19 protein-coding genes and 1 pseudogene are annotated in these 21,606 nt (G+C 61.0%); 14 read left to right on the top strand and 6 right to left on the bottom strand.

Annotated features, from left to right (window positions below; translation table 11 throughout):
- Window positions 1–74 precede the first annotated feature (74 nt).
- The 3 genes and pseudogenes from J7U39_RS03470 to J7U39_RS03460 all read right to left on the bottom strand — a co-directional run bounded on the left by J7U39_RS03470 (window position 75) and on the right by J7U39_RS03460 (window position 3,192).
- Window positions 75–1,205: a DUF2333 family protein gene (locus tag J7U39_RS03470; protein WP_210630421.1), complete on the bottom strand. Its 1,131-nt coding sequence runs from the start codon at window positions 1,203–1,205 to the stop codon at window positions 75–77.
- 236 nt (window positions 1,206–1,441) lie between these two features.
- Window positions 1,442–2,515 (bottom strand): hypothetical protein, encoded by a 1,074-nt coding sequence (locus J7U39_RS03465; RefSeq protein WP_210630420.1) that lies wholly within the window; start codon window positions 2,513–2,515, stop codon window positions 1,442–1,444.
- A 73-nt stretch (window positions 2,516–2,588) separates the two neighbouring features.
- A pseudogene (locus J7U39_RS03460) lies at window positions 2,589–3,192 on the bottom strand (thymidine kinase).
- A 237-nt stretch (window positions 3,193–3,429) separates the two neighbouring features.
- Here J7U39_RS03460 and J7U39_RS03455 point away from each other — a divergent pair.
- From J7U39_RS03455 to J7U39_RS03430, 6 genes are all read left to right on the top strand, one after another.
- A complete protein-coding gene (locus J7U39_RS03455; protein ID WP_210630419.1) occupies window positions 3,430–4,386 on the top strand; it encodes a choline ABC transporter substrate-binding protein in 957 nt (318 codons plus the stop codon).
- A 72-nt stretch (window positions 4,387–4,458) separates the two neighbouring features.
- On the top strand, window positions 4,459–5,304 hold the full coding sequence (gene choW / locus J7U39_RS03450; RefSeq protein WP_210630418.1) for a choline ABC transporter permease subunit: 846 nt from the start codon (window positions 4,459–4,461) through the stop codon (window positions 5,302–5,304).
- A complete protein-coding gene (choV, locus tag J7U39_RS03445; protein WP_210630416.1) occupies window positions 5,301–6,353 on the top strand; it encodes a choline ABC transporter ATP-binding protein in 1,053 nt (350 codons plus the stop codon). The genes choW and choV overlap by 4 nt, the downstream gene beginning before the upstream one ends.
- A gap of 31 nt (window positions 6,354–6,384) precedes the next feature.
- Window positions 6,385–7,134: a pyridoxamine 5'-phosphate oxidase family protein gene (locus tag J7U39_RS03440; protein ID WP_210630414.1), complete on the top strand. Its 750-nt coding sequence runs from the start codon at window positions 6,385–6,387 to the stop codon at window positions 7,132–7,134.
- A gap of 108 nt (window positions 7,135–7,242) precedes the next feature.
- A complete protein-coding gene (locus tag J7U39_RS03435; protein WP_064684394.1) occupies window positions 7,243–7,560 on the top strand; it encodes a metalloregulator ArsR/SmtB family transcription factor in 318 nt (105 codons plus the stop codon).
- A gap of 242 nt (window positions 7,561–7,802) precedes the next feature.
- Window positions 7,803–9,128, top strand: a complete 1,326-nt coding sequence (locus J7U39_RS03430; protein ID WP_210630413.1) for an aspartate aminotransferase family protein — start codon at window positions 7,803–7,805, stop codon at window positions 9,126–9,128.
- A gap of 78 nt (window positions 9,129–9,206) precedes the next feature.
- Here J7U39_RS03430 and J7U39_RS03425 read toward each other — a convergent pair whose 3' ends face one another.
- Both J7U39_RS03425 and J7U39_RS03420 read right to left on the bottom strand, forming a co-directional pair.
- A complete protein-coding gene (locus J7U39_RS03425; protein WP_210630411.1) occupies window positions 9,207–10,121 on the bottom strand; it encodes an HD-GYP domain-containing protein in 915 nt (304 codons plus the stop codon).
- Window positions 10,122–10,145: 24 nt separating this feature from the next.
- A complete protein-coding gene (locus J7U39_RS03420; protein ID WP_210630410.1) occupies window positions 10,146–10,436 on the bottom strand; it encodes a hypothetical protein in 291 nt (96 codons plus the stop codon).
- A gap of 151 nt (window positions 10,437–10,587) precedes the next feature.
- Between J7U39_RS03420 and J7U39_RS03415 the strand changes: the two genes are divergently transcribed.
- Both J7U39_RS03415 and ade read left to right on the top strand, forming a co-directional pair.
- Complete coding sequence (locus J7U39_RS03415) at window positions 10,588–11,691, top strand: branched-chain amino acid ABC transporter substrate-binding protein (RefSeq protein WP_210630408.1); 1,104 nt, start codon at window positions 10,588–10,590, stop codon at window positions 11,689–11,691.
- A 116-nt stretch (window positions 11,692–11,807) separates the two neighbouring features.
- Window positions 11,808–13,505 (top strand): adenine deaminase, encoded by a 1,698-nt coding sequence (gene ade, locus J7U39_RS03410; RefSeq protein ID WP_210630406.1) that lies wholly within the window; start codon window positions 11,808–11,810, stop codon window positions 13,503–13,505.
- 21 nt (window positions 13,506–13,526) lie between these two features.
- Here the strand turns inward: ade and J7U39_RS03405 are convergent, their stop codons facing one another.
- A complete protein-coding gene (locus J7U39_RS03405; RefSeq protein ID WP_210630405.1) occupies window positions 13,527–15,248 on the bottom strand; it encodes an alpha-glucosidase family protein in 1,722 nt (573 codons plus the stop codon).
- Between the two features lie 286 nt (window positions 15,249–15,534).
- Between J7U39_RS03405 and J7U39_RS03400 the strand changes: the two genes are divergently transcribed.
- From J7U39_RS03400 to J7U39_RS03375, 6 genes are all read left to right on the top strand, one after another.
- A complete protein-coding gene (locus J7U39_RS03400) occupies window positions 15,535–17,115 on the top strand; it encodes a peptide ABC transporter substrate-binding protein (RefSeq protein WP_210630403.1) in 1,581 nt (526 codons plus the stop codon).
- 48 nt (window positions 17,116–17,163) lie between these two features.
- Window positions 17,164–18,087 (top strand): ABC transporter permease subunit, encoded by a 924-nt coding sequence (locus tag J7U39_RS03395; protein ID WP_210630401.1) that lies wholly within the window; start codon window positions 17,164–17,166, stop codon window positions 18,085–18,087.
- Window positions 18,084–19,001 (top strand): ABC transporter permease subunit, encoded by a 918-nt coding sequence (locus J7U39_RS03390; protein ID WP_210630399.1) that lies wholly within the window; start codon window positions 18,084–18,086, stop codon window positions 18,999–19,001. Before J7U39_RS03395 ends, J7U39_RS03390 begins: the two co-directional genes overlap by 4 nt.
- Window position 19,002: 1 nt before the next feature.
- Window positions 19,003–20,004: an ABC transporter ATP-binding protein gene (locus J7U39_RS03385; RefSeq protein ID WP_210630398.1), complete on the top strand. Its 1,002-nt coding sequence runs from the start codon at window positions 19,003–19,005 to the stop codon at window positions 20,002–20,004.
- Window positions 19,997–20,983: an oligopeptide/dipeptide ABC transporter ATP-binding protein gene (locus tag J7U39_RS03380; protein ID WP_210630396.1), complete on the top strand. Its 987-nt coding sequence runs from the start codon at window positions 19,997–19,999 to the stop codon at window positions 20,981–20,983. Before J7U39_RS03385 ends, J7U39_RS03380 begins: the two co-directional genes overlap by 8 nt.
- Window positions 20,984–21,158: 175 nt before the next feature.
- Entirely contained in the window at window positions 21,159–21,500 is a 342-nt protein-coding gene (locus J7U39_RS03375) for a hypothetical protein (RefSeq protein ID WP_210630395.1), read from the top strand.
- The last annotated feature ends 106 nt before the right edge of the window (window positions 21,501–21,606 follow it).

The following is a 21,606-nucleotide window of genomic DNA, read 5'->3' as shown; positions in this document are numbered from 1 at the left end:
TCTTCGCTTCGAGCAGCCTAGCTGCGCGTCGTTGGCTTTGAAGATCATACCGCATGCCGCTGACGACCGACGCCCTAACGATCGAGCACCGACCGGATCTCGACGAGATTCGAGCGCACCCTCAGGATATAGAAGCCCATGGTGGCGAGGTGGCTCGGCATGATCCAGCCGTCTTCGCGACCATTCGAGATGATCGCGGGCTGGATGCGCAGTGCCGCCTGGAACTGCCGCGTGGTGCCGCCCCAGATCGCGCCCAGATTGCGCTCCCGCACGACCTGCGAGAAATCCGCCTGCGCGGCGGTCAGGATGGCGTAATAGGCATAGAGTTGGCCGTAGGCGAACCAGAATCGGTCGTCGGCGCGCGTGTCGAACCAGCCGCGATTGTGGTGTTCCGAGCGCTCGGCAAGCATGTCGGAGGTGCTACCAAGATCGTTGGCGATGCGGTCGATGAACTGCATGAGGTTGTCGGCGCGGCCGTCGAAAACAGCGTTGCAGGCGGCGAGATCTGTGTTGAACTTGCGCAGGTCTCTTATCGCCGTACGGTAGAAGGAAGGCGTCGGCGTCTTCGGGCCGAAGGGATTGAGCCCGAAATACCAGCTGTATTCGTCGAACTGCAGATTGCCGCGTGCGCTCTGCAGGTCATTGTTGATGCCAGACGTGCCACGCACGCGCCCGAGCGTGTCGACAAGCTCCGCCGAAGTCCGACGAACGGCTTGGTTGATACCGCGCTGGAACGAGGCCTTGTTGTCGAGGAAGGGCGTGTGGTCCCAGTCGATGCCGAAGAAGCCCATCTTGTAGAGCAGCATGGAGGAAATCCATGCATTCTGGTCGACGTTAAAATCGGTCAGGTCAGCGGCGACATCGACGATAGCCGAGCGCTGGCAGGTCTTGGCGGTCCCAGCACCCGCCCCTTCGGCGACCGGCAGTTCCTGCCCGGCGGGTACCTTGCGTTCGGAAAGCCGATATTGATCGACGAAAGCGGTGTTGAAATTCGTCCACACCTGCGTCTGCCAGAAGAAATAGCCGTAGAGCATGACGAAGAGGGCGACGAACGCGACGATCGGCAACTGGATCATCCAGCTCCGGCGCTGATACCAGCCATGCGCGGCGAGGAAGGGCCAGAAGGCCCAGGCGGAAAACAGGCGGGCCCAGCGGCCGATCGTCTGGCCGATCAGCCTGAAAAAACCGGCAATCCGGTCAAGCATCGTCGTCTCCTGTCAGGCGAGGCGAACACTACAGCGCCGCGCGCTTTTACACGCGCTAAGGACGCTGTAGCACTTTGAGTTGCTGCATAATTCCTTAAATCGGTTCCGAGTTAAGGAATTAAGCAGGAGGACATCGCCGCCCCGCTGCATCCACATATGCGCTCGCCCGCCCGAGCACAACACGAGCCGCCCGATTTTTACGAATGAAAGCAGCGCGAACAGCGCGGCGTCACGGATCAGGAGCGCAGAAATGGCAACCTGAAGCGGAAGGACCTGCGGGCGGCATCGATGAGCGGCGCTCCCGACACTGCCTGCGACGGCTCGGCCCAAGCAGGAAACTTTCCTGCGGCTTCCAGGTCGGCGCGGCTCTTGCGCCGCTCCAGATCCTGGGCGACCAGCATCCCCTTCTCGAACAGCCTGATCGGCGCTGCAATATCGGGGAAAAGCTCCGGCTTGATCCTGGCCTTCATGCCCGGCCGGTCGGTATCGACCTGCGCCTGATAGATGATCAGCCGCTCCTCGACATCGATCATCAGCTTGCGCAGCAAGACGTTGCAGGTACCGATCCGGCCATTCAGCGAATCCACCAAAGCCTGGAACAGGCCGATGAAGCGCTCGCGCCGCTGGCTGTCCTCCCGCATCTCGTGCTCCTCCGCGGAAATTCGTTCGGCCTCCGCCTTCAACGCCCGCCGCTCTGCCTCCATCTGTTCCCAGTGCGCCCTGTTGCCATAGACGCCGATACGGCCCTGCGTCGTCAGTGCTTTGGCGTTGAGCTCCTTCATCTTCAGTCGGGCGATGTCGATCGAATCGACCAGCCGGCGCCGTTGCTCGACAATGCCTACGAGACCGTGTTCGGCTATCTTGTGGCGTTCGATGATCGAGGTGCGCTGGCTTACAATCAGCCTGGCGAGCGCGTCGGATTTCGCGAGGAGATCGAGCAGCCGCTCGATGGCAGGCGCCTCGCGCACGCGTTCGGTATACATGCGCCACATCCGCTGGCGCGATGTCCAGCCGGCCATTTTCTCGCGCAGCGTCAATCCGCGGGAACTGTCGAGATCGGCCGAAACCTCCCCCGTCATCCGGTCCAATGTAAAGACCAGCTCGGCAAGCAACGCATCGAGCGCCGCGCCATCGGCGATATGGGCCTGGAAGCGCGCATTCTGTTCGAGAAAAACCTCGTCGGCCGATCGTGTTTCGTCGCTGTCAAAGCCGCGGATGCAGGCTTCGCAATAGGCTCCCTCGGCCGCAATCTTTTCGGCAAGGCCGCCTGCGGCTTCGTACTGACTGTCGAACGGCGGAGCTTTGCGCACCTCATCCCTCCGGAGAATCTTCTGCCCAAGCTAGCCGCTCCAGACGCCGAAGAAAACCGGCTCTGTCACCGCCTCACACCGGCTCGGCGATCCAGGCCCCATTCATTTCGTCATCCCAGTGCCTGCGGCAGAGTGAGACATATTTCTCATTGCCGCCGACATCGATCTGCGCGCCTTCGTGCAACACCTTCCCCTGCGCGTCCAGCCGCACCACCATCGTCGCCTTACGCCCGCAGTGGCAGATCGTGCGCACCTCGCGCATTTCGGTCGGCGATCGCCAAAAGCTCCTGGGAGGCCGGAAACAGCTTGCCCTGAAAATCCGTCCTCAGCCCGTAGACCATGACGGGGATGCCGAGTCGGTCGACGATGCGGGCAAGCTGCCAGACATGGAGAGGCGTCATGAAGTGCGCCTCGTCGACGAAGACGCACGAGATCGGCGCCCCTTCGCCGCTCTGCGTCATGACCAGCCGGAACAGATCCTCGTCCGGCTCGAAGGGTATGGCGCTCGCCTCCAGCCCGATCCGCGAACCGATGACGCCGCGGCCGGCGCGCTCGTCGAAGGCGGCGATCAGCTGCAACGTGCGCATGCCGCGCTCCTGATAATTATAGGAGGCTTGCAGCAGCATCGTCGACTTGCCGGCGTTCATCGTCGAGTAGTTGAAATAGAGCTTTGCCATCGGATTTCTCCCTGATCGGTTTATTGAAAGCTCGGATCGGCAAAGAAAAGCCCCGCAACGGCAATAATCACAGGAATTGACGCCCGAAACCCGCCGAAAGGCGCAAAAAACCCGCGACTGCGAAAAATCTGCGAACGTCGCAATCGCACCCGTCGATACGACGCAAACACACTGAGGTCGCTTGTCAAACTGGGCTATTGGTGATTGGCTTGGGGACCTAAAGACTGGGAGTCTAAAATGAAAACAACAAGCGCATTCAAACTCGTCACTGCAACTGCCGTCGCCGCCCTCTCCGTTGCGACCGCCGCTTTCGCCGCCGATCCCGACAGCTGCTCCACCGTCCACTTCTCCGATGTCGGCTGGACTGACATTACCGCCACGACGGCGACCGCCTCCGTCGTCCTGAAGAGCATCGGCTACCAGACCGACGTCAAGGTACTCTCGGTGCCGGTCACCTATACCTCGCTGAAGAACAAGGACATCGACATCTTCCTCGGCAACTGGATGCCGACGCAGGAAAAGGACGTCCGGCCCTATATCGATGACAAGTCGGTTGAATCCTTTGGCCCCAACCTCGTTGGCGCCAAGTACACGCTCGCCACCAACGCCAAGGGTGCTGAGCTCGGCATTAAGGACTTCAAGGATATCGCCGCCCACAAGGACGATCTCGACGGCAAGATCTACGGCATCGAACCCGGCAATGACGGCAACCGCCTCGTCATGGATCTGATCGAAAAGAACACCTTCGGCATGAAGGATATGGAAGTCGTCGAATCCTCCGAACAGGGAATGCTCGCCCAAGTCGCTCGCGCCGAGAAGGCAGGCAAGCCCGTCGTCTTCCTCGGTTGGGAACCCCATCCGATGAACACCAACTTCAAGCTGACCTATCTCACGGGCGGCGACGACGTCTTCGGTCCCGACTTCGGCGGCGCCAAGGTCTACACGAATGTCCGCGCCGGCTACCTCGGCGAATGCCCGAATGTCGGCGCGATGCTGAAGAACCTGACGTTCTCCCTCGACATGGAGAACCAGATCATGGGTAAGATCCTCGACGACGGCAAGGAGCCGGAAGCCGCGGCTACCGAATGGCTGAAGGCCAACCCGTCGGCGCTCGAGCCCTGGCTCGCCGGCGTCAAGACCCGCGACGGCAAGGGCGACGCTCTGGCGGCCGCCAAGACCAGCCTCGGCCTTTGATCACATGAACGGGGCGGTTCGCCGCCCCGCTTCATTTTTGTCCGATTGTTATTTTTCTGGATAGGCGCGCTCTTGAATTGGATCACCGACTCTAAGATTCCCATCGGCCCATTGGCCAAATCCTTCGTGGACTGGCTGACCTCGAATGGCGAATGGTTCTTCAACCAGCTTGCCTTTCTGCTGTCGCACGTCATCGACGGCCTGCTCTTCGTGCTGCAAAAGCCGCATCCGCTGATCGTCATCGCGATTATTTCCGCCCTCGCCTTCTGGCTGCGGCGGTCGATCGCGATCACGCTCTTCACCTGTCTTGGGCTGCTGCTCATCATGAACCAAGGATACTGGAAGGAGACGACGGAGACGCTCGCCCTCGTGCTCGCCTCCACCTTCGTCAGCATGGTGATTGGCATTCCACTCGGTATCGCGGCCGCCCGCCGCGCCTGGGTCTATGCCGCCATGCGCCCGGTACTTGATCTGATGCAGACCATTCCGACATTCGTCTACCTGATCCCGGCACTGATCCTGTTCGGCCTTGGAATGGTTCCGGGCCTGATCGCGACCGTCATCTTCGCGATCCCCGCTCCCATTCGATTGACACGTCTCGGCATTATCTCGACGCCGCCCTCCCTTGTCGAAGCCGCGGTCGCCTTCGGCGCGCGGCCGATGCAGGTGCTGCGCAAGGTCGAGCTCCCCTTCGCGGCGCCGCAGATCATGGCGGGTCTCACACAGACTATCATGTTGTCGCTGTCGATGGTGGTCATCGCCGCACTCGTTGGCGCTGATGGTCTCGGCGTGCCGGTCGTGCGTGCGCTGAACACCGTCAATGTCGCAAAAGGCTTCGAAGCCGGTCTCTGTATCGTCATCCTGGCGATCATTCTCGACCGCATGTTCCGCACGGCGGGTGAAGGAGACGGCGCATGACCGCGGTAAGCTTCAAGGATGTCAGCATTATCTTCGGCGATCGGCCGGAAGCCGCTCTTGCCATGGCCGACCAGGGCAAAACGCGTGACGAGATCGGCGCCGCGACTGGCCTGGTGCTCGGCGTCGCCGATGCGTCGCTGACGATCGAGGAAGGCGAGATCCTCGTGCTGATGGGCCTTTCCGGTTCGGGCAAGTCGACCTTGCTGCGCGCCGTCAACGGGCTCGCTCCCGTGGTGCGCGGCGACGTCGCGGTCTCCACGACCACCGGCCTCGTCAATCCTTACAAATGCAATGCCAAGGCGCTGCGCGAACTGCGCACCCACACCGTCTCCATGGTGTTCCAGCAGTTCGCCCTGCTGCCCTGGCGCACCGTCGCGGAAAATGTCGGCTTCGGTCTCGAACTCGCCGGCATGCCGGAGGCCGAACGCAAGGCCCGCGTCGGCGAGCAGCTCGAACTCGTCAACCTGACGAAATGGGCGAACCGCAAGGTCAACGAATTGTCCGGCGGCATGCAGCAGCGTGTCGGCCTTGCCCGCGCCTTTGCCACCGGCGCCCCGATCCTGCTCATGGACGAGCCTTTCTCGGCGCTCGACCCGCTGATCCGCACCCGCCTGCAGGACGAACTCCTGGAGTTCCAGCGGCGGCTGAAGAAGACCATTCTCTTCGTCAGCCACGATCTCGACGAGGCTTTCCGCATCGGCAATCGCATCGCCATCATGGAGGGCGGCCGGATCATTCAGTGCGGAACGCCGCACGACATCGTCAAGAACCCCGCGGACCAGTATGTCGCCGACTTCGTGCAGAACCTCAACCCGATCAACATGCTGACCGCCGCCGACGTCATGCAGCCCGGTCTCGGCCAGACGGCGGCCGGCATGAGCGTCAGCGCCACGGCCCGTGCCGCAACTCCGCTCGTCGATGTCCTCGACGTACTCGCCCGCCAGCCGGGCAGCATCGGCATCGTGGAAAACGGTACGGTCATCGGCACGATCACCGCCCAGGATGTCGTCGCCGGCCTCACGCGTCATCGCCGCAAGGAGGACGCTTGATGTTTTCGATCCGCTTTGCCACAAAGCGGGTATGAAAGATCAGCCCTCGCCCTTACGCGAAACCGACGACGAGGCCCGCAGGCTCGCCCGCGTGCTGTTGCGCTCCGCACGGTACGCGGCGATTGCCGTTCTCGATCCCGATACTGGTTTTCCCTTTGCCAGCCGAGTGCTCCTCGCCACCGATATCGACGGCGCCCCCGTCATCCTGGTTTCGAAACTTTCGGCTCACACAAAGGCGCTCGCAAGAGACCCGCGCGCCTCGCTGCTGACCGGCGAGCCCGGCAAGGGCGATCCGCTTGCCCATGGCCGGCTGACGACCCAATGCACGGCGGAGCCGATTGAGCATGGTCATCGGCTCCACGAGCGCATTCGCACGCGTTTCCTCGATCGCCATCCCAAGGCAAATCTCTATATCGATTTCCCCGATTTCCTCTTCTTCCGTCTCAAACCGGAGCAGGCGAGCCTCAACGCCGGCTTCGGCCGCGCCTACCGTCTCGACGGCGGGGATCTCATCATCCAATCACCGGCAAACGAAGAGGTTGCCGCCAAAGCGGCCGAAATAGTGCGAGATTTAGTAGAGCGCCATTCCGATGTGGCGCAAACCCTTGCCATGCGCTTAAAAGCCCCGAAATCGGCTTCTTGGCGCATCTGCGGTATCGATCCGGCGGGTTTTGAGATCATTTCCAGCGACTTTTTGGTGCGATGCGAATTCGAAACGCTCGCTGTGGATTCCGATCACATTTGTTCAAACATATCTAAAATAGCATACTCGATACCTTAAATTTAGGTATATACAATCTTCGAGCCCAGTTGCTAATTTTGCCGCGGGCTCCGGCAGACAGCCCTTACCAGATAGATGATGTACGTTTCGCATTAGGAAGATAACAATATGGAAACCCCCGATTTGGCTGACCACACGAATGTGGCGGCAGCACTATTGTCAGCCATGGCCAATCCCAAAAGATTGCTGATCCTGTGCAGCCTGGTAAAAGGCGAGGTCGCCGTCGGAGTGCTTGCCACACAAGTCGGCCTTAGCCAGTCGGCGCTTTCACAGCACCTTTCGAAACTGCGCGCGCAGAAGCTGGTCAAGACCCGCCGCGACGCTCAAACCATCTACTATTCGAGTACATCCGAGCCGGTCATGAAGATCCTGGCGACGCTCGAAGACATCTACCTCGTTCCGAGCAGAAGCAGATCCGCAGCCTGATGATAGCGCTGACATGAACGTCGGCCGGTGCCCGCGCCGTAGGAAATGCTCCCCGCAAATCTCGGCAACGTATTCAAGCAGCTGAACTCAAAACGACCGGCAAATCTCGCAATTTGCCGGTCGCGCTTTTTTGTCGGGACTTTTCTCGTTGACGCGTTGGGAAGCCCTGATAATTTGACCGGGCAGTAAAAATTCGGGCGACAAGCCCCTGGGAACGGGCCGCCAACGGTCAGGAGAACAGCATGTCCAACCGCCTCAATGCACCGAACGATCTTCGTGCCTTCTGGATGCCGTTTACGGCAAATCGCCAGTTCAAGAAGGAGCCGCGGTTTTTCGTCGGCGCCAAGGACATGTATTATACCACCCATGACGGTCGTCAGGTGTTGGACGGCACGGCTGGTCTCTGGTGCGTCAACGCCGGCCACTGCCGCCCGAAAATCACCGAAGCGATCCGCGAGCAGGCGGGCGAACTCGATTACGCGCCGGCTTTCCAGCTCGGCCATCCCAAGGCGTTCGAACTGGCGAACCGGCTGGTCGATATCGCTCCGGAGGGCATGAACCACGTCCTCTACACGAATTCCGGTTCCGAATCCGTCGAGACCGCGCTCAAGGTGGCGCTTGCCTATCACCGCGTGAAGGGTAACGGTTCGCGTTTCCGCCTGATCGGCCGGGAGCGCGGCTATCACGGCGTCAATTTCGGCGGCATCTCCGTCGGCGGCATCGTCGCCAACCGCAAGATGTTCGGCACGCTCCTGACCGGTGTCGACCACATGCCGCACACCCACCAGCCCGGCAAGAACAACTTCACCCGCGGCGAACCTGAGCATGGCGGTGACATCGCTACCGAACTCGAGCGCATCGTCACGCTGCATGACGCCTCCACCATCGCCGCCGTCATCATCGAGCCGGTGGCGGGCTCCACCGGTGTCCTGATTCCGCCGAAAGGCTACCTGCAGAAGCTGCGCGAAATCTGCACCAAACATGGCATCCTTCTGATCTTCGACGAAGTCATCACCGGCTTCGGCCGTCTCGGTGCCCCCTTCGCCGCGCAATATTACGACGTCAAGCCCGACATGATCACTACCGCCAAGGGACTGACCAACGGCGTCATTCCGATGGGCGCTGTCTTCGTCACCTCCGAGATCCATGATGCCTTCATGAACGGCCCGGAGCACATGATCGAGTTCTTCCACGGCTATACCTATTCCGGTAACCCGATCGCTTCCGCCGCAGCCCTTGCCACGCTCGACACCTATAAGGAAGAAGGTCTGCTCACCCGCGCCGGCGAACTTTCCAACTACTGGGCCGACGCGCTGCATTCACTCAGGGATTGCCCCAACGTCATCGACATCAGGAACACCGGCCTGATCGGCGCAATTGAACTCGACCCGATCGCCGGCGAGCCGACGAAACGCGCCTTCACCGCCTTCCTGAAGGCCTATGAGAGCGGGCTTCTGATCCGCACCACCGGCGACATCATCGCACTCTCCCCGCCGCTGATCATCGAGAAGCAGCATATCGACGAACTCTTCGGCAAGCTGCGGACCATTCTTCAGAACAACATCTGAAGACGCTCACGAGGCTCTCATCAAAAGACCCGCGATAGACAATGTTCTCGCGGGTCTTTCCGTCTGAAAATTTAAACCTCAGTTCACAGAGGCGACGGAAAGGCAGAGGGCGAACTTTTTCAGGAGCTGGCGATCGAAATGCCCCTCGGCGCCGAACATCCATTTCAGTGCCTGGCTGGCACTCCACGGCGCCTTATATGGCCGCACAGAGGTAATGGCGTCATACACATCGCAGATCGTGGCCATCCGCGCGTGCAGGCTCACCTCGCTGGCGGGCAAGCTGCGCGGATAGCCTTTGCCGTCGATGCGTTCGTGATGATTGAGGCAAACGTCGAGAACGATGTCCGACATGCCCTCCTGCCGCGACAGGATCGCGTGCCCCTTCTCCGGATGGCCCCGAAGCAAGCCGATTTCATCCTTTTCCAGGGGCCCCGTCTTGTTCAGCACCTCAAGCGGAATTTCAAGCTTGCCGACATCGTGCAGCAAACCCGCGGTGCCGAGCATCTGAATCGTATGCTCGTCGAGTGCGAGATGACGGCTGAAAAGGATCATCAGCGCGCTCACCGAAATGGAATGCAGGAAGGTTACCTCGTCCTTTGATTTCAGGCGCGTGACGCTCAGGAACACCGCGGGGTTCTCATCCATCGACTTGGAGACGGACGAAATCACCGGCGCCACGTGATCTATGCTGACTCCATCGCCGTTCCGCAGCTTTGCGAAAGCCTCTTCCAGCAACTGCACGGATTTCTGGACGGTCTCGCGCGCGGCCTGAATGTCGATCTCGACGTCGCGGCCCGGCAGGCCGTTGGTATCGAGCCCCTTGCTGGTATTGATGACGACGCCGGCAGTGCCGCATTTACGAATTTTTGCAGCATCAATCTCACGCCGCAGGGAAAATCTGCGCTTGGACAAAAACGGATCCTGCCACAGGCCCTCGATAACCTCCACAAACATTCCGATACACACCTGACCGGCGTCGATACGCTTGAGCATGCAGATCTCTGTTTCCCGATAGGTCTATCTAATTCTTTGTATTGTTCTCTTTTTCAATGCGGCGGTATTCGGGGTCCCATGGATACTACTGCCATTGGCCAAACTAACGGTTAATAGGGAAATTAAAGACAACCTTATGGATGTGATTTTGTCCGGAAGCAGGTCGTGACCATTCGCCGCCTCGCGTTTGAAAATCGCGACAAAACGGAGAAAATGATCCGTTCCAACTGAATTTTCAGCCGGATCCGCCGAATTTTCCTTCCATTTTGTTATGAACTTGCGCAATCCCATCAAAATTTCTAGAAATCTTGCCATGAGCCCTCCCCGAGTCAAACATGGCCGGCGGGTTCGCTGATCGCACCGTTACCGATCGTCCTTGGCGCAGCCTCTGGAGTCTGTTGAATGATCGGGAAAGCCGGCGCGGCACATCATCGCGGGTCGACGACCCCATCCAAGGAGACAGACAATGACCCTCAAGACATTGACGGCGACCCTCGTCGCGTCACTCGCCTTTGCGCCCCTTGCTCATGCCGACATCACCATCGGCCTGATCGCGCCGCTGACCGGTCCCGTCGCCGCCTATGGCGATCAGGTGAAGAACGGCGCTCAGACTGCCGTCGACGAGATCAACAAGAAGGGCGGCATTCTCGGCGAGAAGGTCGTGCTGGAACTGGCCGACGATGCCGGCGAACCGAAGCAGGGCGTTTCCGCCGCCAACAAGGTTGTTGGCGACGGCATCCGCTTCGTCGTCGGCCCGGTGACATCGGGCGTTGCGATCCCGGTGTCGGACGTTCTGGCTGAAAACGGCGTGCTGATGGTCACCCCGACCGCAACAGCCCCGGACCTCACCAAGCGCGGCCTCACCAATGTGCTGCGCACCTGCGGCCGCGACGATCAACAGGCCGAAGTCGCCGCCAAATACGTGCTGAAGAATTTCAAGGACAAACGCATCGCCATCGTCAACGACAAGGGCGCCTACGGCAAAGGTCTTGCCGACGCCTTCAAGGCAACGCTGAACGCCGGCGGCGTCACCGAAGTCGTCAATGACGCGATCACCCCTGGCGACAAGGATTTCAGCGCCCTCACCACCCGTATCAAGTCCGAGAAGGTCGACATCGTCTATTTCGGCGGCTACCACCCGGAGGGCGGCCTGCTCGCCCGCCAGCTGCATGACCTCTCCGCCAACGCGATGATCATCGGTGGCGACGGCCTCTCGAACACCGAATTCTGGGCGATCGGCACCGATGCGGCGGGAGGCACGCTGTTCACCAATGCTTCCGACGCCACCAAGAGCCCGGACTCCAAGACGGCTGCCGATGCGCTCGCCGCCAAGAACATTCCGGCCGAGGCCTTCACCCTCAACGCCTATGCCGCCGTCGAAGTTCTGAAAGCCGGCATCGAAAAGGCCGGCAGCGCCGAGGATGCGGAAGCCGTCGCGGCTGCTCTGAAGGACGGGATGGAGGTTCCGACCGCCATCGGCAAGCTCACCTACGGCGAGACCGGCGACCTGACCTCGCAAAGCTTCTCGCTTTACAAGTGGGAAGGCGGGAAGATCGTCGCTGCGGAATAAATCAGGATATAGAGATTGCGACCGGGCGCTATAAGCGCCCGGTTTCGCTTGTGGGCATCGCATGTCGCTGCAGATCGGTTATAAGTTCCGGAATCGGTTGCAATGTGAGCGGTGCCATGACCAACAGACTCGAACGTCTCATCGACCAGGGTGTGGGCCGTATCCCCGCCGACATCGTGCTGAAGGGCGGCAGCTTCTTCGATCTCGTCACCGGCGAAATCGTCCGCTCCGACATCGCCATCGGCGCCGACCGCATCGTCGGCACCGCGGGCGACTATGCGGGCGAGACCGAGATCGACATCTCGGGCAGAACCGTCGTTCCCGGCTTCATCGACACGCATCTGCACATCGAATCCTCGCTGGTCACGCCGCATGAATTCGACCGCTGCGTCCTGCCCTATGGCGTCACGACCGCTATCTGCGATCCGCACGAGATTGCCAATGTGCTCGGCACCGAGGGCATCGAATTCTTCCTCGAATCGTCGCTGGAGACGATCATGGACATCCGCGTCCAGCTCTCCTCGTGCGTGCCGGCAACGCATCTCGAAACTGCGGGCGCTGACTTGCCGATCGAAAGCCTGCTGCCCTTCCGCGACCATCCCAAGGTGATCGGCCTTGCCGAGTTCATGAATTTCCCCGGCGTGATCCACAAGGATCCCATCTGCATGGCCAAGCTTGACGCCTTCCAGGGCGGTCATATCGACGGTCATGCGCCGCTTCTGTCCGGCAAGGATCTCAACGGTTATCTCTCGGCCGGCATCCGCACCGAGCATGAGTGCACGAGCGCCACCGAGGCGCTGGAAAAGATCCGCAAGGGCATGCATATCCTGGTGCGCGAGGGCTCGGTGTCCAAGGACCTCGCCGCGCTGATCCCGATCATCACCGAGCGGCTTTCCCCCTACCTCGCGCTCTGCACCGACGACCGCAATCCACTCGATATTGCCGAACAGGGCCATCTCGATCATATGATCCGCACGGCGATCGCCAACGGCGTCGAGCCCTTGGCGATCTACCGCGCCGCCTCGATCTCGGCCGCTCGCGCCTTCGGCCTTAGAGACCGCGGCCTGGTGGCGCCCGGCTGGCGCGCCGATCTCGTGGTTCTCGACAGCCTGGAAAGCTGCCGTGCAGAGATGGTTTTTTCCGCCGGCCGCCGCGTGACCGACGCGCTTTTTGCCACGCGCAGACCGGTCGCCCCGATCGGCCTCGACAGCGTCAAGGCCCGGCCGGTCAATGCCGCCCATTTCGGTGTGCCGGTCGCCGAGGGCGAAACATCGGTCATCGGCGTCATGCCGGGCAAGATCATCACCGAGCATCGCCGCTACCGCCTGCCGGCCAAGGGCAACGAGACGACGGTCGATCTAACCAACGACATCATCAAGGTCGCCGTCATCGAGCGCCACGGCAAGAACGGCAACCATGCCAACGGCTTCGTCCAAGGCTTCGGCCTGAAGAAGGGTGCGATCGCCTCCACCGTCGGCCATGACAGCCACAATATCTGCGTCGTCGGGGTCAATGAGGACGACATGGCTCGCGCCGCAAACCGCCTCGGCGAGATCAAGGGTGGTTTCGTCGTGGTCGAGGACGGCAAGATAACCGGCGAAATCGCCCTGCCCGTCGCCGGCCTGATGAGTCTGGAACCCTACGAGAAGGTGCGCGACACGCTGCACCATCTGCGCAAGGCCGCCTTGGCACTCGGCGCCACGCTGGAAGAGCCATTCCTCCAGTTGGCCTTCCTGCCGCTGCCCGTCATCCCGCATCTGAAGATTTCCGACCGCGGCATGGTCGATGTGGACAAATTCGCGCTGATCGGGTAAGTAGCGCCAGGGTTGGAGTGCTTACTGCCAGGCTTCCGGCCATTCACTCTCAACAGGTTTCGCAACGGGCACCGTCCCGAGCAGCTTCGAGAGGCCACCAACCCGCGCGCAGAACCCGTCCAGCGCTGCAAGCGTGACCGTTCCGGCTCCGTCCACAGCCTCGTACCCCGGCATGGTCAACGGCTCTCCGAACACCATGCCGTCAGGCAGGCGGAATTCCGCCGGTTTGCGCGTCAGGTTGAAAACGAACAGCAGTTTCTCTTCACCCTTTTCGCGGGTGAAGGCGAGCAGGTCCTGGTTGGTGCCGATGAAGGTCATCTCGCCGTCAACAAGCGCCGGCTGGCTCCTCCGGAAGGCGAGCGTCCTGCGGTAGTGGTGCAGCACCGAGCTGTTGCTGTCCTCCTGCGTATCCACGGAAAGCGCAGCCTGCTCGTAAGGCACCGGCAGCCAGCTCTTTTCAGCCGAGGTGAAGCCTGCATGCGCCTTGCTGGCTTCCCAAGGCATCGGCGTGCGGCATCCGTCGCGGCCCTTGAAGGCCGGCCAGAAGCGGATGCCGTAGGGATCGCGCAGATCCTCGAAGGCAAGCTCCGCTTCCGGCAGTCCGAGCTCCTCGCCCTGGTAAAGGCAGATCGAACCGCGCAGCGCCGCAAGTACGGAGATCGCGAGCTTGGCGATGACGGGCCGCTCCTCTTCGGTCAGCGCGAACCGGCTGACATGGCGCATGACGTCGTGATTGGAGAATGCCCAGCAGACCCAGCCGTCGGTCACCACCTTCTGGAAGGCTTCGACGCAGCCGCGGATATGTGCGGCGGTGAAATCCGGTCCCAGCAGATCGAACGTGTAGCACATGTGCAGCTTGTCATCGCCGCTCGTATAGGCGGCCACCGTCTTCAGCGAGCGTGCACCGTCGCCGACTTCGCCGACGGTCGTGCGATCCTCATAGCGGTCGAGCAGTGCGCGGAAGCGCTTGAGGAAGCCAATGTTTTCCGGCTGCGTCTTGTCGTAGAGGTGGTTCTGCATGCCATAGGGATTGGTGTCGGGCGCATCGAGGCCCCCATCATTGGTATCGGGCTCGTGCGGCGGATTGCTTCTGAGTTGCTTGTCGCAGAAATAATAGTTGACCGTGTCCAGCCGGAAGCCGTCGACGCCGCGATCGAGCCAGAACTTCACCGTCTCCAGCACCGCCTCCTGCACTTCTGCGTTGTGGAAATTGAGGTCGGGCTGCGACGTCAGGAAATTGTGCTGGTAATATTGCCGGCGCACGCCGTCCCATTCCCAGCCCGGCCCGCCGAAGATCGACAGCCAGTTGTTCGGCGCCGTCCCGTCCGGCTTCGGGTCGGCCCAGACATACCAGTCCGCCTTCGCATTGCTCCGGCTCGCCCGGCTCTCGACAAACCAGGGATGTCGGTCGGAGGTGTGCGAGATCACCTGGTCGATGATGACTTTGATGCCGAGCCTGTGCGCCTCGGCCATCATCTCGTCGAAATCGGCGAGCGTGCCGAAGATCGGGTCGACGTCGCAATAATCGGACACGTCGTAACCCATGTCGGCCATGGGAGACTTGAAGAAGGGTGAAAGCCAGATCGCATCGACGCCGAGGCTGGCGATATGCGGCAGCCGGCGGGTGATGCCTTTGAGATCGCCGAGCCCATCGCTGTTCGTGTCCTGAAACGAGCGCGGGTAGACCTGATAGATCACCGCTCCGCGCCACCAGCCCGCATTCCCGCCTGCCTGCAATGCCATCGGCTACATCTCCTGCCTCGTTTGCGCTCGACACACTAAAGCGGACGAAACAAAAGACAACCACGTGAAGCCGTTATGAACGGAACCGCGACCGCCGCGACGTTTCGTCGCGATCCAACAAGAGGGAGACGCATATGGGCTTGTCCACAACCTCAATCCAGCCCCCGGATTTGGGGTTGCAACGCAAAGCCTTTGCGATAAGGTGCGCACTGACCTGCACGTAAGAGGTCGAAAATCGGGAACAGATGTCTAATAAAGGCGCAAAGCCTAGAAAGGTGGACCCACGATGAACCAGTTCACGAAAAAATTTCTCGCCTCCGCGATGCTTGGCACATTGCTGGCGTTTTCGGCGCACGCGGCGACGCTCAACATCCACAATGGCGGCGATCCGCAGTCGCTCGATCCGCAGAAACTTTCCGGCGACTGGGAGAACCGCATCGCCGGCGACATTTTCGAAGGCCTCGTCACCGAGGATGCCAAGGACAATCCAGTCCCCGGCCAGGCCGAAAGCTGGACCATCTCGCCTGATGGCAAGGTCTACACGTTCAAGCTTCGCGACGGCATCAAGTGGTCCGATGGCCAGCCGGTAACGGCAGGAGACTTCGTCTTCGCCTTCCAGCGCCTCGTCGACCCGAAGAACGCCGCCGATTATGCCTATCTGCAGTTCACCATCAAGAACGCCGAAAAGATCAACAAGGGCGAGATCACCGATCTCAGCCAGCTTGGCGTCAAGGCGATCGACGACAAGACGCTTGAGATCACCCTCGAAAATCCGACCCCCTATTTCCTCAATGCGCTGATGCACTACACCGCCTATCCGCTGCCGAAGCATGTCGTCGAGGCGAAGGACCAGGATTGGGTCAAGATCGGCAACATCGTCACCAACGGCCCCTATAAGCCAGTCGAATGGGTTCCCGGCTCGCACGTCACAACAGTCAAGAACGACCAGTGGTACGGGGCCAAGGACCTGAAGATCGACGGCGCCAAGTTCTTCGTGCTCGAGGATCAGGAAGCCGCACTGAAACGTTACCGTGCCGGCGAATTCGACATCCTCACCGACTTCCCGACCGACCAGTACGAGTGGATGAAGAAGAACCTGCCGGGCCAGGCGCATGTCGCTCCCTTCTCCGGCCTCTATTATTATGTCGTCAACTCGCAGAAGCCGCCCTTCAGCGACAAGCGCGTCCGCCAGGCACTGTCGATGGCGATCAACCGTGAGGTCATCGGCCCGCAGATCCTCGGCACCGGCGAGCTGCCAGCCTATTCCTGGGTTCCGCCGGGCACCGCCAATTACGGCGAGCCGGCCTATGTCAGCTGGAAGGACCTGCCGTATAAGGACAAGGTCGCCGAAGCCAAGAAGCTGCTCACTGAGGCCGGCTTCGGCCCGGACAAGCCGCTTCACGCCGTTCTCAGCTACAACACCAACGACAACCACAAGCGCATCGCCGTTGCGATCGCATCCATGTGGAAGCCGCTTGGCGTCGACGTCGAACTCGTCAATGCCGAAACCAAGGTGCATTACGACCAGATGCAGCGTGGCCAGGTCGAAATCGGCCGTGCCGGCTGGCTTGCCGATTATAATGATCCGGACAACTTCCTGAACCTGCTGGTAACAGGCGTCCAGATGAATTACGGCCGCTGGTCCAATCCCGATTACGACAAGCTGATCAAGGACGGCAACGCGGAAACCGATCTGAAGAAGCGCGCCGAAATCTTCAAGAAGGCCGAGCAGCTGGCGCTTGATGAATCCGCCGCCCTGCCGATCTATTATTATGTCTCGAAGAACGTCGTCTCACCGAAGGTCGAAGGCTTCGTCGACAACATCCAGGACATCCACCGCACGCGCTGGCTGTCGATGAAAGAGTAAGGGAAAACGGTCCTTCCCGCCCCGCGCGGGAAGGACCGGCCCACGACCATGATCAAATACGCTCTCCGTCGCCTGCTGTCGACGATCCCCGTTATGTGGATCGCCGTGACAGCCTCGTTTTTCGTCCTGCGCCTTGCCCCCGGCGGCCCTTTCGATGGCGAAAGGCCATTGCCGCCGGTCATCCTCAAGAACCTCGCGGCCCACTACAATCTCGACAAGCCGCTGATCCAGCAATACCTGCTCTACGTCGGAGATCTGCTCAAGGGCGATCTCGGGCCCTCCTTCTCCAGTGAGGATTTCAGCGTCGCTCAGCAGATCATGATCGGTCTGCCCTATACTTTCACGATCGGCACGGCCGCTTTCCTGCTCGCCATCCTCGTCGGCGTGACCGTCGGCTGTCTCGGGGCGCTCTACCAGAACAAGACGCCGGACTACATTCTCGGCAGCCTCATCTTGATCGGCGTCGTGCTGCCGAACTTCCTCATCGCGCCGATCCTTCAATTGATCTTCGGCATCCACCTCGCCTGGTTTCCGGTCGGCGGCTGGGGTGACGGCTCGCTCAAATTCCTCGTGTTGCCGATCATCGTTCTGGCCCTGCCGCATGCCGGGCGCATCTCGCGCATCACCCGCGGCTCGATGATCGAGGTGATGAACCAGAACTTCATCCGCACCGCCAAGGCCAAGGGCATCGGCCCGCGGCTGACGGTGATGCGCCACGCGCTGAAGCCTGCATTGATGCCTGTCGTCTCCTATCTCGGACCGGCGGCAAGCTACCTTCTCACCGGCTCGCTGGTTGTCGAGAGCATCTTCGGATTGCCCGGCATCGGCCGCTACTTCGTCAATGCGGCGTTGAACCGCGACTATGGAATGGTTCTCGGTACGGTCATCTTCTACATGGTGCTGATCGTGTTCCTGAACCTTCTCGTCGATATCGCCTATGCGTGGCTCGATCCGAAAGTGAGAAACCGATGATCCTCAATCCCGCGAAGCGCGAGCTGCTCGCCCAGGAGCTTCTGCAAGCGGAGGGTCTCGCACCCGAAGGCCGTTCGCTGACCAAGGATGCGTTGCGTCGCCTGGCGCGCAACAAGGCCGCCGTGCTGTCGATCGCCGTCCTCGGGCTCCTGATCCTCGCCGCCTTCCTCGGCCCCTGGTTCATTCCCTTCAACTACGAGGATCCGGATTGGGCGGCCTTCCGCATCCCGCCCTCGATCGAGACGGGCCATTATTTCGGCACCGACCCGAACGGCCGCGACCTTCTCGCCCGTGTGCTCTACGGCACCCGCGTCTCGCTTGCCGTCGCGCTGACGGCGACCGTCGTCTCGGTCGTCATCGGCGTGCTTTATGGCGCGATCTCAGGTTATATCGGCGGCAGGCTGGATGCGATCATGATGCGCTTCGTCGACATCATGTACGCGCTTCCCTACATCCTCTTCGTCATCCTGCTGATGGTGATCTTCGGCCGCAACGTCTACCTGCTCTTTGCCGCGATCGGCGCGCTGGAATGGCTGACTATGGCCCGTATCGTGCGCGGCCAGACGCTGTCGATCAAGCATCGCGAGTTCATTGAGGCGGCGCGGGCCTCCGGGCAGCGGCCGTTCAAGATCATCGTCAAGCACATCATCCCGAACCTCGTCGGGCCGGTGGTCATCTTCGCGGCGCTGACGGTGCCTGAAATCATCGCCACGGAAAGCTTCCTTTCCTATCTCGGCTTCGGCGTGCAGGAACCGCTGACTTCACTCGGCACGCTTATTGCCGAGGGAACCGACGCCATGGAAAGCATGCCCTGGCTGCTGATTTTCCCGGCAAGTTTCCTCGTGATGCTGCTGCTCAGCCTGCTTTTCATCGGCGACGGCCTGCGCGACGCGTTCGACCCGAAGGATCGATAGAATGCTCCAAGAAAATGACATCCTGCTCGAACTCAAGGACTACTCGATCACCTTCGCGACGCCCGACGGCGAGGTGAAGGCGGTCTCCAACATGAACCTCACCGTGCGGCGCGGCGAGCGCATCGCCATCGTCGGCGAGTCCGGCTCCGGCAAGAGCCAGACCTTCCTCGGCATCATGGGCCTCATCGCCAAGAACGGCAAGACGACAGGACAGGCGCTGCTCGAAGGCAAGGACGTGCTGTCGCTGAGACCGCGCGAGCTCGACCAGATCCGCGGCAAGGACATGGCCATGGTCTTTCAGGACCCGATGACGGCGCTGAACCCGTCGCTGAAGATTTCCCGGCAGCTGACGGAACAGCTCGAGGTTCACCGCGGCCTGACGGCGCGCGCCGCATCGGACGCTGCCCTCGACATGCTGAAACGCGTCGGCATCCCCGACCCAACGCGGCGCTTCCACCTTTATCCGCACGAACTGTCAGGCGGCATGCGTCAGCGCATCGTCATCGCCATGGCGCTGCTCACCAAGCCGAAGCTCCTGATTGCCGACGAGCCGACGACGGCGCTCGACGTTACGATCCAGGCGCAGATCCTCGATCTCTTCAACGATCTGACGGCGGAGATGAACACAGCGCTCATCATGATCACCCACGATCTCGGCGTCGTCGCCGGCCTCGCCGACCGCGTCGCCGTCATGTATGCCGGCCGCATTGTCGAGGAGGCGCCTGTCGACGAACTCTTCGATAGTCCCGCCCATCCCTATACGGCGGCCCTGCACGCCTCGATCCCGCGGCCGGACCAGGATGTCGACCACCTCGTCGTCATTCCGGGGCGCCCGCCGAACCTGCAGCACCTGCCAAAGGGCTGCAATTTCTCGCCACGCTGTTCGCAGGTTCAGGACGATTGCATCGACCGCCCGCCGCCGCTCGAAACCCTGGCGCCGCGCCACTGTGCGGCCTGCTACCACCCGTTCCCGCGTCGTGAGGAGTTGCTGAACCATGGCTGAGCGATCGCTGCTGAGAGTCGAAAACCTCACCACCCAGTTCGAACTGCCGGCGAAAGGCCTCTTCAAGCCGCCGGTCTTCCTTACCGCCGTCAATAATGTCAGCTTCGACCTCGCCGAAGGCCGCACGCTCGGCGTCGTCGGCGAATCCGGCTGTGGCAAATCCACACTCGGCCGCTCCATCCTGCGGCTTTTGAAATCGCAGAGGGGCCGCATTCTCTGGCAAGGCCGCAATCTTCTCGACCTGTCGGAGGAGGAAATGCGCGCCGCGCGCCGCGACATGCAGATCATCTTCCAGGATCCGATCGCCTCGCTCGACCCGCGCATGACGGTTGGAGACATCATCGCCGAGCCGCTCACTGTCTTCGAACCGAAACTTTCGAAGTCCGAGCGTACCCAGCGGGTGCGCGACATCATGGGCGCCGTCGGCCTGGTGCCGGAGATGATCAACCGCTATCCGCACGAATTCTCCGGCGGCCAGGCGCAACGCATCGGCATTGCGCGTGCGATCATCACCAAACCGAAGCTCATCGTCTGCGACGAGCCCGTTTCGGCTCTCGACGTTTCGATCCAGGGCCAGGTCATCACGCTTCTGCGCAAGTTGCGCAAAGAATTCGGGCTGACGCTGATCTTCATCAGCCACGACCTCTCGGTCGTGCGCCTGATCTCCGACGATGTGCTGGTGCTCTACCTCGGTCGGGTAGTGGAATCAGGCGACTGCGCCACCGTCTTCGATCATCCGGCCCATCCCTATACACAGGCGCTCTTTTCCGCCGCGCCGATCCCGGATCCGAAGCTCGCGCGCCTGCGCACCCGCATCCGCCTCCAGGGCGATCCGCCCTCGCCGCTCAACCCGCCGAAAGGCTGCGTCTTCTCTCCCCGCTGCTGGAAGGCAACCGACATCTGCCGCACCGAAATGCCGCCGACCGAGGAGGTTCGTCCCGGCCAGAAGGCGGCCTGCTATCATATGGACAGGCCGTGAATGGAACGCGGGCCCTATGAAGCGGCCCGCCTTTTCCAAAGACTTCTCACATCCCCTTCGCCGCGAAACGGCCAAAACACACTTACTTCGGAATCCATAGTCTCCGATAACAAAGAATTAGATGCGGATATGCTATCCCTGCCTCCGCCTGATCATGGGCCTGGGGAACGCATATATGAAATCGAAACTATCCGGATTGATCGCGCTTGCAGCCGCGATCATCGCCACCTCCGCCGTATCGTCGTATGCCGAAGATCTGAAATTCCAGCTCACCAACGGGACCAATTCCGTCCTGACGCGCTTCTACAGCTCGCCGACCGGCGTCAACAACTGGGAAGAAGACGTCTTTGGCGAGGATGTCCTCAATCCGGGCGAGACTGTGAACATCACCATCGCCGACGGCCGCACCGTCTGCAAATACGACATGCGCTTCGAATTCGACGAAGACTCGAACCTCGACACCACCGAAGACACGCAGGACCTTTGCGCGCTCGGCAGTTACACCATTCACGAATAGACACCCTTCGCCGGCGCCGCCTTCGCTTAGCCTGCGAAGGCGGCTTTCCGTTTCTGGTCGCAATGGCGCTCGCAATATCGACCCTTGTCACTCCGCCCGGCTCCGC

Origin of the sequence: Rhizobium sp. NLR16a (assembly GCF_017948245.1) — a bacterium.
GTDB lineage: Bacteria > Pseudomonadota > Alphaproteobacteria > Rhizobiales > Rhizobiaceae > Rhizobium.
Note: the sequence above shows the minus strand (reverse complement) of the source record. Positions and strands in the feature narration are given on the sequence as shown.

Coding starts and splice junctions, on each gene's coding strand:
- J7U39_RS03440 (WP_210630414.1), top strand. CDS start 6,385: ATGAAAGATCAGCCCTCGCCCTTACGCGAAACCGACGACGAGGCCCGC.
- J7U39_RS03380 (WP_210630396.1), top strand. CDS start 19,997: ATGGCTGAGCGATCGCTGCTGAGAGTCGAAAACCTCACCACCCAGTTC.
- J7U39_RS03400 (WP_210630403.1), top strand. CDS start 15,535: ATGAACCAGTTCACGAAAAAATTTCTCGCCTCCGCGATGCTTGGCACA.
- J7U39_RS03420 (WP_210630410.1), bottom strand. CDS start 10,436: ATGGCAAGATTTCTAGAAATTTTGATGGGATTGCGCAAGTTCATAACA.
- J7U39_RS03390 (WP_210630399.1), top strand. CDS start 18,084: ATGATCCTCAATCCCGCGAAGCGCGAGCTGCTCGCCCAGGAGCTTCTG.
- choV (WP_210630416.1), top strand. CDS start 5,301: ATGACCGCGGTAAGCTTCAAGGATGTCAGCATTATCTTCGGCGATCGG.
- J7U39_RS03375 (WP_210630395.1), top strand. CDS start 21,159: ATGAAATCGAAACTATCCGGATTGATCGCGCTTGCAGCCGCGATCATC.
- J7U39_RS03385 (WP_210630398.1), top strand. CDS start 19,003: ATGCTCCAAGAAAATGACATCCTGCTCGAACTCAAGGACTACTCGATC.
- J7U39_RS03425 (WP_210630411.1), bottom strand. CDS start 10,121: ATGCTCAAGCGTATCGACGCCGGTCAGGTGTGTATCGGAATGTTTGTG.
- J7U39_RS03430 (WP_210630413.1), top strand. CDS start 7,803: ATGTCCAACCGCCTCAATGCACCGAACGATCTTCGTGCCTTCTGGATG.
- ade (WP_210630406.1), top strand. CDS start 11,808: ATGACCAACAGACTCGAACGTCTCATCGACCAGGGTGTGGGCCGTATC.
- J7U39_RS03395 (WP_210630401.1), top strand. CDS start 17,164: ATGATCAAATACGCTCTCCGTCGCCTGCTGTCGACGATCCCCGTTATG.
- J7U39_RS03435 (WP_064684394.1), top strand. CDS start 7,243: ATGGAAACCCCCGATTTGGCTGACCACACGAATGTGGCGGCAGCACTA.
- J7U39_RS03455 (WP_210630419.1), top strand. CDS start 3,430: ATGAAAACAACAAGCGCATTCAAACTCGTCACTGCAACTGCCGTCGCC.
- J7U39_RS03415 (WP_210630408.1), top strand. CDS start 10,588: ATGACCCTCAAGACATTGACGGCGACCCTCGTCGCGTCACTCGCCTTT.
- J7U39_RS03470 (WP_210630421.1), bottom strand. CDS start 1,205: ATGCTTGACCGGATTGCCGGTTTTTTCAGGCTGATCGGCCAGACGATC.
- J7U39_RS03405 (WP_210630405.1), bottom strand. CDS start 15,248: ATGGCATTGCAGGCAGGCGGGAATGCGGGCTGGTGGCGCGGAGCGGTG.